This is a genomic window from Fusobacterium varium (assembly GCA_021531615.1).
Classification (GTDB): domain Bacteria; phylum Fusobacteriota; class Fusobacteriia; order Fusobacteriales; family Fusobacteriaceae; genus Fusobacterium_A; species Fusobacterium_A varium_C.
In genome coordinates this window covers 1-13,324 of sequence record JADYUE010000054.1, presented here as the reverse complement: position 1 = coordinate 13,324, position 13,324 = coordinate 1, and the positions used below count along the sequence as shown (strand labels likewise).

14 protein-coding genes are annotated in these 13,324 nt (G+C 28.6%); all 14 read left to right on the top strand.

The features are described 5' to 3' along the window. Nucleotides 1-175 precede the first annotated feature (175 nt). The 14 genes from I6E31_11575 to I6E31_11510 all read left to right on the top strand — a co-directional run bounded on the left by I6E31_11575 (nt 176) and on the right by I6E31_11510 (nt 13,213). Nucleotides 176-2,002, top strand: a complete 1,827-nt coding sequence (locus I6E31_11575; protein ID MCF2640599.1) for a DUF2207 domain-containing protein — start codon at nt 176-178, stop codon at nt 2,000-2,002. A gap of 27 nt (nt 2,003-2,029) precedes the next feature. Next, nucleotides 2,030-2,500 (top strand): hypothetical protein, encoded by a 471-nt coding sequence (locus I6E31_11570; protein MCF2640598.1) that lies wholly within the window; start codon nt 2,030-2,032, stop codon nt 2,498-2,500. A gap of 16 nt (nt 2,501-2,516) precedes the next feature. Beyond that, complete coding sequence (locus I6E31_11565; protein MCF2640597.1) at nt 2,517-3,902, top strand: toxin-antitoxin system YwqK family antitoxin; 1,386 nt, start codon at nt 2,517-2,519, stop codon at nt 3,900-3,902. 19 nt (nt 3,903-3,921) lie between these two features. Then, nucleotides 3,922-4,608, top strand: coding sequence for a hypothetical protein (locus I6E31_11560; GenBank protein MCF2640596.1), 687 nt, complete (start codon nt 3,922-3,924; stop codon nt 4,606-4,608). Nucleotides 4,609-4,631: 23 nt separating this feature from the next. After that, the gene (locus tag I6E31_11555) at nt 4,632-5,150 is read left to right on the top strand and encodes a hypothetical protein (protein ID MCF2640595.1); all 519 of its coding nucleotides are present in this window, start codon (nt 4,632-4,634) and stop codon (nt 5,148-5,150) included. Nucleotides 5,151-5,194: 44 nt separating this feature from the next. Then, entirely contained in the window at nt 5,195-5,692 is a 498-nt protein-coding gene (locus I6E31_11550) for a hypothetical protein (protein ID MCF2640594.1), read from the top strand. 56 nt (nt 5,693-5,748) lie between these two features. Next, entirely contained in the window at nt 5,749-6,831 is a 1,083-nt protein-coding gene (locus tag I6E31_11545; GenBank protein ID MCF2640593.1) for a nuclear transport factor 2 family protein, read from the top strand. A gap of 38 nt (nt 6,832-6,869) precedes the next feature. Further along, a complete protein-coding gene (locus I6E31_11540) occupies nt 6,870-7,049 on the top strand; it encodes a hypothetical protein (GenBank protein MCF2640592.1) in 180 nt (59 codons plus the stop codon). Beyond that, a complete protein-coding gene (locus tag I6E31_11535; protein MCF2640591.1) occupies nt 7,042-7,599 on the top strand; it encodes a zeta toxin family protein in 558 nt (185 codons plus the stop codon). The genes I6E31_11540 and I6E31_11535 overlap by 8 nt, the downstream gene beginning before the upstream one ends. 295 nt (nt 7,600-7,894) lie before the next feature. After that, the gene (locus tag I6E31_11530) at nt 7,895-9,076 is read left to right on the top strand and encodes a DUF3798 domain-containing protein (GenBank protein ID MCF2640590.1); all 1,182 of its coding nucleotides are present in this window, start codon (nt 7,895-7,897) and stop codon (nt 9,074-9,076) included. Nucleotides 9,077-9,123: 47 nt separating this feature from the next. Then, on the top strand, nt 9,124-10,716 hold the full coding sequence (locus I6E31_11525) for a sugar ABC transporter ATP-binding protein (GenBank protein ID MCF2640589.1): 1,593 nt from the start codon (nt 9,124-9,126) through the stop codon (nt 10,714-10,716). After that, nucleotides 10,709-11,749, top strand: a complete 1,041-nt coding sequence (locus tag I6E31_11520) for an ABC transporter permease (protein ID MCF2640588.1) — start codon at nt 10,709-10,711, stop codon at nt 11,747-11,749. Before I6E31_11525 ends, I6E31_11520 begins: the two co-directional genes overlap by 8 nt. 40 nt (nt 11,750-11,789) lie before the next feature. Next, nucleotides 11,790-12,848, top strand: a complete 1,059-nt coding sequence (locus I6E31_11515) for an ABC transporter permease (protein MCF2640587.1) — start codon at nt 11,790-11,792, stop codon at nt 12,846-12,848. Beyond that, nucleotides 12,848-13,213, top strand: a complete 366-nt coding sequence (locus tag I6E31_11510; GenBank protein ID MCF2640586.1) for a hypothetical protein — start codon at nt 12,848-12,850, stop codon at nt 13,211-13,213. Before I6E31_11515 ends, I6E31_11510 begins: the two co-directional genes overlap by 1 nt. Nucleotides 13,214-13,324: the final 111 nt, after the last annotated feature.

The window sequence follows — 13,324 nt, the reverse complement described above, 5'->3', positions numbered from 1 at the left end:
TATAGGGAACTCTTAAAATAAAAATTTGCTTAATTGAAAGTTATGTATTATATTTATATTAAGCAATTTAATTGAAGAGAGGTGATGCTCATGATAAAATTACTTAATTAAAATGGTAATTTTGTCATGGGCATTTTTTTATTCAATACAATACTAGATTTTGGAGGAAGAAAAGATGAAAAAATTTAAAATTTCATTTAAGAAAATTTTAGTTGTTATATTTATAAGTTTTATATCTATATCAATTTATGGTGAGCCTAGTTACAATGTAGATAATTTAAGAATAGAGGCATATATTAATCTAGATGGAAGTGTAGATATAAATGAACTTGTTCAATATAATGCTTATGAGATTAATGGGATTCTTTATAATATAGATTATAAAGGGTATGGAGATCTGAAAAATCTAAGAGTTTTTTATGAGAAGGATAGCGAGTTTGTACCAGCTATAAATAATAATAGTCAAAGAAGAGGAACTTATTCTCTAAAAGATAGAGATGATTTGAGAGAGGTAAAACTTTACTATCCTATGAGAGATACAAAAAAATGGTTTCTTTTTCAATATACTCTTTCTCAAGGGGTAACAGTATATAATGATATTGCTCAATTTAATAGAAAGATGGTAGGAAGAGGTTGGCAAACAGATATAGAAAATATTCAAATAAAAATAATTCTTCCAAAAAATGTAAATAAAGAGGATATAAAAGCTTTTGGGCATGGACCTCTTACTGGAAATGTAGATATTATAAGTGGAAGGGAGATTCTTTATACTCTTAAAGGATATTATTCTGGAGAGTTTGTAGAAACTAATGTTCTTTTTCCTAAAAGTTTAATTCCTAATATAAAACCATCTCTTGTAAAAAATGAAGATGGCTATGAAAAAATTATGAAAATGGAAAATAAACTGGCAGACAAAGCAGATAGAGAGAGAAAGTTTGCTCAAATGAGGGGAACTATTGGAAATATAGTTTTCTTTCTTTGGGGTGGTTGGATAATTTTTGTGGTTGCATTTAACTATGTAAAAAATAGAAAAAAATATAAGGTAACTAATGAATATGGAGAGTATTTTAGAGAGGCTCCAGATGATTTTTCTCCAGCAGTAGGAGGATCTATTGCTTATAGATATGTATCACCTAACCAACTACTTGCTACAGTTATGGACTTGGTAAGAAGAGATATATTTGAAATGATAGAGGATAGAGTAAATAACAAAACTATTCTTAGAAAAAATTCTTATGATGAAAAAGCATTAAAAAATTATGAAAAATTTGTAGTTGATTGGTATATTGATGAGATAGGAAATGGTACAGAGGTATCAATGGAGGAGATAGAGGAAAATATCAGAGATAGAAAGAATGCTATAAAATTTGGAAGAAATTATGAAAAATGGGAATCAATGGTAGAAAAAGATTTGGAAAAAGTTGGTTTTGAAAAAGAGCCAGTTAAAAAGTTGCCAAAAGCTTTAGGAATGATTACAGCTTTTTTAAGTGTACCTCTTGGACCTTTCTTAGCTGTTTATTTTGATAATGGAAAATTTATTATCTTTCCTTTTGTAGCTTTTGCTGTTTTAGTTTTTACAACATCAACAAGAGGAAAATATACTTTAGAGGCTGAAAAACTAAGAGCAAAATGGTTGGCATTTAAAAAATTTTTAGTTGATTACAGTAACTTAGAGGAGGCTAAACTTGCATCAATATATATTTGGGAACACTATTTTGTATATGCAATAGCTTTAGGAGTTGCAGAAGAGGTGGCAAAGGGTTACCAAAAAATATTTAGAGATAGTGGAGAGAATATATCAAGACTTAATAGAACTCCTCTTATGGGAATGTACAATAGAAACTCAGGATTTAGAAGTATAGAGAGAACAGTTTCTAGAGCTACTACAAGGGGAGTATCAGAACTTGCTAAGAGCAGACCATCTTCAAGAGGAAGTGGTGGAGGATTTAGTGGAGGCTCTTCAGGTGGTGGAGGAAGCCGTGGTGGAGGTGGAGCATTCTAATCTCTACCTACTAAAAGAGGTGATAATATGTTAACTTTAATTGGAATTATACTGATTGCAGTGGGAAGTTTTAATATTTTTCAATATAATAAAGCTATTGAAGGAAGTTTCTATACCATAGGAACTCTTATAAGTTACAATTACTCTCCAAGTTTAAATAAATATTATCCTATTTTCAGATATGTTGTGAATGGAATAACTTATGAAGAGGAGTATAGAGGAAGATATAATAATAGAGCAAGAGAAGAACTGAAAAATATAAATATTGATGAGATGCCTGAGAAAACTAGAAAATTTATGAAAAAAATAAAAGATGTTAATTTAGTAGAGTTTGAAGTTGGAAAAGATTATAAATTGCTAGTAAATAAAAATAATCCAAAAGAGTACTGGATAGCAGAAGATGGAGCTAACAAAGGGAGAGAGTATATTTTGATAATTATAGGAGGAGTTTTTTTAGCAGTTTCATTTATTGGCAAAATAATAGGTTTTATTTTCTAGAAAGGAAGGGAGAGCTATGAAAGCTAAGGTAATACTAGGAGTAGTTTTATTAGTTGGAATAGGAGTTGGAACTTATATTTATCAAAATAGATATTTATTTTTTAGATATCTTCCTGCTATTGAAAAAGAGGAGCAGTTAAAAAATATCAATGGAAAACTTTGTGATAAAGAGGGGAATCCATTTAGTGGAAGAACTAAAAGTGCAAGTGAAGAATATACGGATATTTATTCTTATAAAGATGGAGAGCTTGATGGTTTAAATGTTATTTACTATAAAAATAATATTAAAGAGATTGGGCATTGGAAAGCTGGAAAACAAAATGGAGTTTTTCAAATGTACACAGAAGATGGAGTACTTATAGATAATGCTAACTTTAAGGATGGAGAAAGAGATGGAGTTACAGAACAATTTTATAATGGTACAGGAAAATTAAGAGTATCAGCAAATTATAAAAGTGGAGTTCTTGAGGGAGAATTTAAAGCATACTATCCAAATGGAAATCTTCAAGGAGAAGTAAACTATGTAAATGGAGAGATGAATGGAGATTTTAAAGAATATCACGAAAATAAAAAAATAAGACTTTCAGGAAGTTATAAAAATAGTTTACAAGAGGGAGAATGGAAAGCTTATTTAGAAGATGGTACTTTAGAATCAATAATAAACTATAAAGATGGAGAACTTCATGGGATAAAAGAAGATTATTATAAAAATGGAAATGTATGGACAAGACAAGAATTTAAAAATAATGACTTAGATGGAGTTTATGAAGTTTATTATGAAAATGGAAATCCACAACTAAAAGCTAAAATAAAAAATGGACAGACGATAGAGGAGCAAAGGTTTAATCACGATGGAACACTTTATAATGAACAAGATGAAAAGATAGTTGAAAGTAATGATGAAATAATTATAAGAGAAGTTTCTGATGATGAAATTACAATATCAGAAAACTCAGAGAATTTTTCAAAAGAACTTGAAAAGGGTATGAAAACATTAGGAAAAGAAGTTGGAAACTCTTTAAACTCTATGCTTGATGCTACTATAATTACAAATCTTGCATATGTTGATTTGATGAACTTTGAAAATGTAGAAATTCTTGAAGAAAATTTAGTTTTTAATGATGATGAGAAAATTCCATTCAAAAGAAGTTATAAAGACGGTGTGCATAGAGTTAATGTACCTTTTGAAAATAATAGTTATCTTTGGGTTGAGTTAAAAGAGAACAGTGAGAGAAAACATAGATTATTTGCAGAAAATTATGAGAAGTTTAAAGAGATAAAAGGAGATAAAAAAATAAGTCTTGAAGAACTTATTTTTCCTACAATAGATGATTATTATAGGGAAAATAATGTATTACAGAAATTTTTTGATATAACTGTATCTGTAAAAAATCATTCTTAAAAAAGTATAGGAGGAGAAAATGAAAAAATATTTAATGGTTATAACCTGTTTTTTATTAGTTATTTCTATAAATATATACGGAGTAACTAAGGAGAGTGAAAATAAGATGATAAAAAATAATTTTGAATTTGGACTTACTATCAATGATACGTATTTTTCTGTTCCAAGTTCATTAAAACAACTTATTGATGATGGGTGGACTATAAGTAATAAAACACCATATTTTTTAAATCCACTAGTTGGAGAAGATTATTATGCTATGAGAACAGATTGGTCATTATCAAAAGACGGTAAAGGTATTCTTAATGGTGGAAAAATTATTAGACTTTTAGAAAGAAATGGAGTATTTTTAGAAGTTACAATTACAAATCAAGATACAGAAAGTGATGAGCCATATAAAAAAATAGAAGATGGAGTAGTTAATTCTATTACTGTTTTTTATGATAAAAAATGTTCAAGTATAAAAATAAATAATAAAGAATTAAGCAGCTTAACACCTGATATTTTATTTAAAGATTATACTCGAAGCGACGGGTGGGAACATATTCCAACAAATTATAGAAATCACCCTGAATTTGGAATTTCAACAGAACATACTATTATGAAAATTGTAAATAGTAATGAAAGAAGTATAACTATCTATTTTGATTTAGAAAACAGGGCTTTTAAAGTACAGCTACTAAATGAAACACCATTAAAAAAATAATAAAATCTTAAAGGAGGGAAAATATGAAAAAATTAATTTTTGTTTTGGGATTATTAGTGGGCGTAGTATCATATGCAGAAGAAAAATCTAATATAACTAAAGCTGTTTCATCAGTAGTATCAGAAGTTGTATCTACTGGAAAAGATGTTTTAAAAGGTGTAAAAGAGGGAATAGACACTGGAAGAAAAGATGGGACAAGTATTGATGATGCTTTTATAATTTATGATAGAGAACAGTTTGAAGAAAATATAAAAGCTGAAGTCTTATCAGTAACAAAAGATGATATAGGGTATGAAGTAACTGTTGGTTTAAGAAATGAAACAGATAGAATGATAAGATTAACAAATCTTAATGAACAAAAATCTTTGCAACTTTTAGATAGTGATGGCTTTGCAGTTTTTGTACAAGAATTAGTTGAAGATATTAATATACCAAAGAAAGCAGCAGTAAAAAGCAGTTTTAGATTTCCTGCTGATGGGCAACCAGCAATATTAAAGATTTATGAAAGAGAAATAAAGATTAATAGTGAAGTATTAAAATAGATAAATAAAAGAAAACTTTAATAGTAAAAAAGAGGTGGATAAAAATGAAAAAATTTTTAAAAATAGTAATGTTTTTAACTTTATCCACCTTTTCTTTTAGTAAATGGGAAGTGGATAGAGAGTATAATATGATTTTTACTTATTCAGTAAAATCAGAGCCAAATCAAAAAGGTGTTCTTTATATAAGAAAAGGCTCTTATGATGATATTCTTGATTATTATTCTTTGTATATACTAACAGATAAATATCCTGCTTTTACTGAGAAAATTGATGAAGATAAAACAATGCAGAAAACAAAAGTTGAATTAGTAACAGAACATCCTATTGAATTTGAACGAATTGGATTAATAAATATCTATAAGCCTAATGAGATATTTATACTTCTTATAGATGATGAGATGGAGGTTTTTAAAAGGAGTAAAACTTTAAAGGTTATTTATAAGGATAGAAACTTATCATCTTGTTATATGGAATTTGATATAACTGAATTAGAAAAAGCTATTAAAGAGATAAAAATTAAAAAATTACCCTTGATGAATTAGAAAAAATATAGGATACTTATATAAGTTAGAAATTATAAAATAAATAGGGAGATAGAATGGCAAAAATTAATATTAAATCATTAAAGAAAAGTGAAGAAGTAGATTGTTATGTAGCAGAAATCAATGAACTATGGGGAGATAAAGGAATAGAAACTACAATTGATTTTGTCTATGGAACAGGTAATAAGATCAAAGTAAAAAGACTTCTTCCTCTTATAGAAGAGAAGTTAGAGATTATTGATAATAATAAAAAATGGATTGTTGAAACTATTATTGAGGATAATATTTTTTTAGGGATAGATGAAAGTGAATATAGTTTTATAGAAAAACCTTTTAAACCTAAAAAAAATGCGGATTTTTTATCACAATTAGAAAAATATGTAAGAACTAAACTAAAAAAGAAAATGATAGATAAAAAAACATACTATTTAGATGTAAATAATGAAAGAATTACTCTTCCAATATCAGAGAAAGATTTTTTTGATAGTTTGAAAATAAGTGATATTGAAGTGAACTTATACAGTATGGGAGCAGGGTATGATATTGAAGTTACATTTAAGATAAGAGCTATTCCTGATTATTTTGCAGAGCATTATTTAGAGATTATTTTAGATAGTGAAAATGAATTAAATATATTAGATTTAGCATCAGACGATAATTTAGAAGGTCCTAGTCTTTTTGATGATGAATTTGACACAGATATAGATGAAGAGCTTATAAAGAATTATATGGAAGATATACACTCAAAAATTTTAATTTTTGAATTTATAGAGGCTATAAATAAAAGAAATATAAAAAAGATAGATTCTCTTCTAGATAGAAATTTTATATGTATTGATCAAGGTTTACAAGAAAGAAATAAAGCTGATATGAAAAAGTATTTTGAAAATATTTTTAAATCATATTCAAATTATCAAATTGAAGTTGTAGATAATGGTTTTGGAGAATCTGAAAGATTTTACTTCTCTCTTTTAATAAAAGGAATATATGGGGATTTAAAAGATAAGACAAAAATGTTTTTTGAGAAAAAGGTAGCTATTTATATATTTGGTATTGAAAATGATAAAATAAAATCTTTAGAAATATATGAGAAATCAAGACTTCCAATGAGAGATGAAATGATACAGTATAAAGATTAAAAGCTAAAATTAACAAACTTTACATAATGGAGAAAGTTATGAATAATAAAGAAGAAAGTTTATATAAGTATATTTTAAATCTGTCAACATTTGAGATTGATAAATTAATTGAAAATTCTAAAAGTGAAATAGAAAAAGAGTTTTATCTAAAATTAGAGGAGTTAAAAGTGCAAACTTTACAAAAAGAACTGCTTTCTAAGGAGGAGATCCATGGCTAATTGTGTTATCTTTGCAGGTGTGAATGGTGCTGGAAAAACAACTCTTTATAAAATAATGACTTTATCAGAAAATTTAGGTAGGAGAATAAATACAGATGAAATTGTTATGGAGATAGGAGATTGGAGAAATAATCAAGATCAAATGAGAGCAGGAAGAATAGCTTTAAATATGAGAAAAGAGTGTGTAGATAAGATGATTTCCTTTAATCAAGAGACTACTCTTACAGGAAAGAGAATATTAAAAGCTATTGAAGAGATAAAAGAAAAGGGGTATACAATTTATCTTTATTATATAGGATTAAATTCTCCAGAAATAGCAAAGGAGAGAATAAAAAATAGAGTTTTAAATGGAGGACATGATATTCCAGAGGAAGTAGTGGAGAAAAGATATTATGAAACTCTTGAAAATTTAAAAAAAGTAGTTCCTTTGGCAGACTATGTAAGAATATATGATAATTCTAAAAATTATAAACTTTGTTACTATAAAAGTAAAACCTGGGATTTAGTTCTTTCTCAAGAGTTGCCAAAGTGGTTAGATGGGATTATTTAAAAAATTACATTGGAAAAGTTAAAAATTTTAAATATCTTTATTTTTACGTTTAGAAACTAATTTTATTGAAAAATTAGTTTCTATTTTTTATTTTTAAAAAATAAGAAAAAAAATTTTCAAAACTATGTTGACATAAATGTTTTAAAGGAGTATAATCATAGTCAAAATAAATATTTTATAACAAGAGTACTAAAAAAATAGTACTGAGTTAAGTACGGTCTTTTTATGACTTTCTGTAAAATACTATATTTATATATAAAATTTAAATAGTAATTAAATTATAAGGGGGAAAATTATGAGAAAGTATTTATACGGATTTTTTATGTTTATTTTGTCAATCTTTGCTTTTGCAGCTGAACCAGATTATCATATTGGGGTAGTTAGTGGAACTGTATCTCAATCAGAAGATAATCTACGTGGAGCAGAAGAAATAGTAAAAATGTATGGATCAGTAGATAAAGGTGGAATGGTAACTCATGTTACATATCCAGATAACTTTATGCAAGAGATGGAAACAACTATCTCTCAAATGGTAGGATTAGCTGATGACCCTAAAATGAAAGTTATTATTGTAGGAGAAGCTGTTCCAGGAACAGTTGAAGCATTTAGAAGAATTAGAGAAGCAAGACCAGATATTATACTTATAGCAAACAATCCTCATGAAGATCCTGAAATTATTTCAGAGGCAGCAGATTTAGTAACTTATCCAGATAATATAGCAAGAGGATATTTAATTGTTAAAGCTGCTAAAAAAATGGGAGCAGAAAAATTCATGCATATCTCTTTCCCAAGACACTTAAGTTATGAATTATTATCAAGAAGAAGAAATATAATGGCTGAAGCAGCTAAAGATTTAGGAATGGAATTTATTGAAATGTCAGCTCCAGACCCAGTAAGTGATGTTGGAGTTGCAGGAGCACAACAATATATTCTTGAACAAGTTCCAAGTTGGTTAGAAAAATATGGTAAAAATGTAGCATTCTTTGCAACAAACGATGCTCATACAGAACCTCTTTTAAAAAGAGTTGCTGAAAATGGTGGATACTTTGTAGAAGCTGACTTACCTTCTCCAACAATGGGATATCCAGGAGCTTTAGGAATTAAATTCTCTGAAGATGAAAAAGGAAATTGGCCAAAAATCTTAAAGAAAGTTGAAGATACTGTTGTAGCAAAAGGAGCAGCAGGAAGAATGGGAACTTGGGCTTACTCATATAATTTCATCTCAGTTGTAGCTTTAGCAGATCATGCAAGAAACGTAATTGAAAATGATGTAGATGTTACAGACTTTGATGCTATTATGGAATCATTGAAGAAATTCACTCCAGGAGCAGGATGGAATGGAAGTAACTATACTGATGTAAATGGAATTGAAAAAGAAAACTTCTACTTATTATATCAAGATACTTATGTTTTAGGAAAAGGATATTTAAATATGACTGATGAAACTGTTCCTGAAAAATATTTTAAAATAAAATAATAAGGGAGGGGTAAAACCCCTCCTTTCATTTTTTAAGAGGTGAAAATGTGGAAAATAATGTTTTGTTAAAAATAGAGAATTTATCAAAATCTTTTGGGGAAAATGTTGTTTTAAAAGATATCAATCTTGAAGTTGAACCTGGAGAGATTGTAGGATTAGTTGGAGAAAATGGTGCTGGTAAATCAACATTGATGAAAGCTATTTTTGGAATGTCAGTTATTCATGAGACTGGAGGATATGGAGGAAAGATATATTTTGAAGGACAAGAAACAAATTTTAAATCTCCATTTGATGCTCTTGAAGTAGGAATCGGAATGGTTCATCAAGAGTTTTCTTTAATTCCAGGATTTAAAGCAGATGAAAATATTGTATTAAATAGAGAATCTACTTCAAATAGCTTTTTAGAAGGTATTTTTGGAGAGAGGATAAGAAAAATTGACACTAAAGAGATAGAGAAAAGAGCAGATGATGCAGTATCCCATTTAGGAATAAAAATAGATTCAGCTGAATTAATTAATGAGATGCCAGTAGCTCATAAACAATTTACTGAGATAGCTCGTGAGATAGAGAGAGAAAAAACAAAACTTCTTGTTTTAGATGAGCCAACAGCAGTACTTACAGAGGAAGAGGCAAAACTTCTTCTTGAAACAATGAAGAGATTGTCAGAAAAAGGGATAGCAATAATATTTATCACTCATAGATTAGATGAGATAATGTCTGTTTGTGATAAAGTTGTTGTGCTGAGAGATGGACTTTTAATCAATAGTGTAAAGACTAAAGATACAAATGTAAACCAAATAACTGAATGGATGATTGGAAGAAAAATTGACAATAATGAAGCTACAGAAGAGGTAGAGGAAAAGGATAGAAAAACTATTCTTAATATTCAAGAACTATGGGTAGATATGCCAGGAGAGATGGTTAAAGGGCTTAATCTTGAAATAAAAGAGGGAGAGATTTTAGGACTTGGAGGAATGGCAGGACAAGGGAAAATAGGAGTAGCTAATGGAGTTATGGGACTTTATCCAGCTAAAGGAACAGTTGAATTTAATGGAGAGAAGCTAGAATTAAATAATCCTAAATATCCATTAGATAAGGGAATTTTCTTTGTATCAGAAGATAGAAAGGGAGTTGGACTTCTACTTGAAAGTTCAATAGAAGATAATATTGCTTATCCAGCAATGCAAATAAAAGGTAAATTTTTTAAAAAGAGATTTAAACTTTTCAATATGGTTGATGAAGAAAAGATTAGAGAAAATGCTCAAGAGTATATAAAAAAATTGGAAATAAGATGTATGAGTGAAAAACAAAGAGCTCAAGAGCTAAGTGGAGGAAATCAACAAAAAGTTTGTCTTGCTAAGGCATTTACTATGGATCCAAAAGTTTTATTTGTATCAGAGCCTACAAGAGGAATAGACGTTGGGGCTAAGAAACTTGTTTTGGATATATTAAAAGAATACAATGCAACAAAAGGAACAACAATTATAATAACATCATCTGAAATAGAGGAGTTAAGAAGTGTATGTGATAGAATTGCAATAATAAATGAAGGAAAGGTTGCAGGAATACTATCTCCAAAAGCTGATATATTAGAGTTTGGTAAGATGATGGTAGGAATTAAGGAGGAAAGAGATGAATAGTATAAAAAGTGCCATAAAGAATGCAGGGTGGCCAAGAATAATAATTGCTCTGTTTCTTTTATCAATGTATTTAATTTCTCCTTTTATAGGAATTAATTTAAAAACAGCTATGGGAGATACTTTAGTAAGATTTGGTATGAATGCTATATTAGTTTTATCATTAGTGCCTATGATACAATCTGGAACAGGATTAAACTTTGGAATGCCTTTAGGGGTAGAAGCTGGACTTTTAGGAGCAGTAATAAGTATAGAATTACAACTTACAGGGATAGCTGGATTTTTAGGAGCAATGTTATTTTCAATACCTTTTGCTTTATTATTTGGTTGGCTATATGGACATATATTAAATAAGGTAAAAGGTGGAGAAATGATGATTGCGACATATATAGGATTCTCTTCAGTTGCAATTATGTGCATAATGTGGCTTGTTCTTCCTTTTAAAAGTCAAGATATGATATGGGCATATGGTGGAGAAGGGCTACGTACTACTATAAGTGTTGAAAATTATTGGCATAGAGTATTAGATAAGGTTTTACATATTCCTAGTGATATTCTACCATTGGGAGAGATCTTCTGTTTTATCATTTTAGGAGCAATTATTTGGATATTCTTTAGAACAAAAACAGGATATGCAATGAAAGCTGTTGGAACAAATGATAAATTTGCTAAGGCAACAGGAATTGATATTGATAAGATTAGAATAAAATCAGTAATGATGTCAACAGTTATAGCTGCTATTGGAATTGTAGTTTATCAACAAAGCTTTGGATTTGTTCAATTATATTTAGCACCATTCTATATGGCATTTCCAGCTATTGCAGCTATTTTAATAGGTGGAGCATCAGTAAATAAAGCTACTATATTAAATGTAATTGTAGGAACATTCCTTTTCCAAGGGATATTAACAATGACACCTACTGTTGTAAATAATATAATTCAAACAGATATGTCTGAAACAATTAGAATTATAGTATCAAATGGAATGATACTATACGCATTAACTAGAAAGGAGGGTGCTGGAAGTGGAAAATAAAGTGAAAAATTTTCTTATAAATAATATAGTTCCTATATTTATGATAATTATTATCCTTTTATCTATACCAGTATCAGGATTAACAATAGATTATTTGATTCAAGAGATAATTTTAAGACTTTCACGTAATCTATTTTTAGTACTTTCATTGTTAATACCTATTATAGCAGGAATGGGATTGAACTTTGGTATTGTATTGGGAGCAATGGCAGGGCAAATAGCTTTGATATTTATAACAGATTGGGAAGTTATAGGGTTACAAGGTTTCTTTTTGGCTATTATAATATCTCTACCAATAGCAGTTTTCATGGGATATATAGGTGGAGTAGTTTTAAATAGAGCAAAGGGAAGAGAGATGATAACTTCTATGATACTTGGATTCTTTATCAACGGAGTTTATCAACTTATAGTTCTTTATGGAATGGGAAAAGTTATTCCAATGAGAAATGATTCTATACTACTTTCAAGAGGTTATGGAATAAGAAATGCCATAGACTTAAAAGATATAAGAAGAGTTTTAGATGATGGTATACCTTTAAAAATAGCAGGATATTCAATACCTGTATTGACAATATTAGCTATAGTTTTACTATGTTTATTTATTGTATGGTTTAGAAAAACTAAATTGGGACAAGATATGAGAGCTATAGGGCAAGATATAGAGGTGTCAAAGGCATCAGGAATAGCAACAGATAGAACAAGAATACTAGCAATAGTTATATCTACTGTTTTAGCTGCAATAGGACAAATTATCTTCCTACAAAATATAGGAACAATGAATACATATAACAGCCATGAGCAAATAGGAATGTTTGCAATAGCAGCTCTTTTAATAGGGGGAGCAACTGTTTCAAAAGCTAGTATTCCAAATGCTTTAAGTGGGGTTATACTTTTCCATACAATGTTCGTATTAGCTCCAAGAGCTGGAAAAGAACTTATTGGATCAGCACAAATTGGAGAGTACTTTAGAGTATTTATCTCTTATGGAATTATAGCTTTAGTTCTTATTCTACACCAATGGAAGAGAGAAAAAGAGAAGGAAGAGGAGAGAAGAAGAATTCTAGAGGCTCAAACTGCTAAAAAGGAGGGGAATAATTAATGAAAATTATAAGAAATTGGGTTTGCTTAATTATTGTCTTAATTGGAATAGCAGTAGCACTTTTTATTACAGGAAAACAGCATAGTGTATTTCTTGATAATAAAAAAGAAAATGGTTATTCATTAATAGAAGTATCATATTCCATAGATGGTTCTAAATTTAAAAAGTTGAAACCAAAGAAAAAAGCTATGGTTAATGTAAAGGGATCAACACATAAAATTAATTTGAAATTTAAAGATACAACAGGAAATGAAACTGTTCTTGAAAAAGAATTTAAAATTTCTCCATTAGATAATGTAGAAATCTCTATTCCTGCTCTATTAAATGATGATACAAATTGGATAGAAAAAACTGAACAGAGATAGAAAAGTTAGGAGCTGTAGTAATTAATGACTATGGCTCTTTTTTATTATAGCTTAGAAATTTAATAAAAAAATAACTAGATTTCAAGAAAATATGTTATAATAGTAGCAATG

Coding starts and splice junctions, on each gene's coding strand:
- I6E31_11550 (MCF2640594.1), top strand. CDS start 5,195: ATGAAAAAATTTTTAAAAATAGTAATGTTTTTAACTTTATCCACCTTT.
- I6E31_11575 (MCF2640599.1), top strand. CDS start 176: ATGAAAAAATTTAAAATTTCATTTAAGAAAATTTTAGTTGTTATATTT.
- I6E31_11530 (MCF2640590.1), top strand. CDS start 7,895: ATGAGAAAGTATTTATACGGATTTTTTATGTTTATTTTGTCAATCTTT.
- I6E31_11570 (MCF2640598.1), top strand. CDS start 2,030: ATGTTAACTTTAATTGGAATTATACTGATTGCAGTGGGAAGTTTTAAT.
- I6E31_11555 (MCF2640595.1), top strand. CDS start 4,632: ATGAAAAAATTAATTTTTGTTTTGGGATTATTAGTGGGCGTAGTATCA.
- I6E31_11520 (MCF2640588.1), top strand. CDS start 10,709: ATGAATAGTATAAAAAGTGCCATAAAGAATGCAGGGTGGCCAAGAATA.
- I6E31_11565 (MCF2640597.1), top strand. CDS start 2,517: ATGAAAGCTAAGGTAATACTAGGAGTAGTTTTATTAGTTGGAATAGGA.
- I6E31_11535 (MCF2640591.1), top strand. CDS start 7,042: ATGGCTAATTGTGTTATCTTTGCAGGTGTGAATGGTGCTGGAAAAACA.
- I6E31_11545 (MCF2640593.1), top strand. CDS start 5,749: ATGGCAAAAATTAATATTAAATCATTAAAGAAAAGTGAAGAAGTAGAT.
- I6E31_11515 (MCF2640587.1), top strand. CDS start 11,790: ATGATAATTATTATCCTTTTATCTATACCAGTATCAGGATTAACAATA.
- I6E31_11560 (MCF2640596.1), top strand. CDS start 3,922: ATGAAAAAATATTTAATGGTTATAACCTGTTTTTTATTAGTTATTTCT.
- I6E31_11540 (MCF2640592.1), top strand. CDS start 6,870: ATGAATAATAAAGAAGAAAGTTTATATAAGTATATTTTAAATCTGTCA.
- I6E31_11510 (MCF2640586.1), top strand. CDS start 12,848: ATGAAAATTATAAGAAATTGGGTTTGCTTAATTATTGTCTTAATTGGA.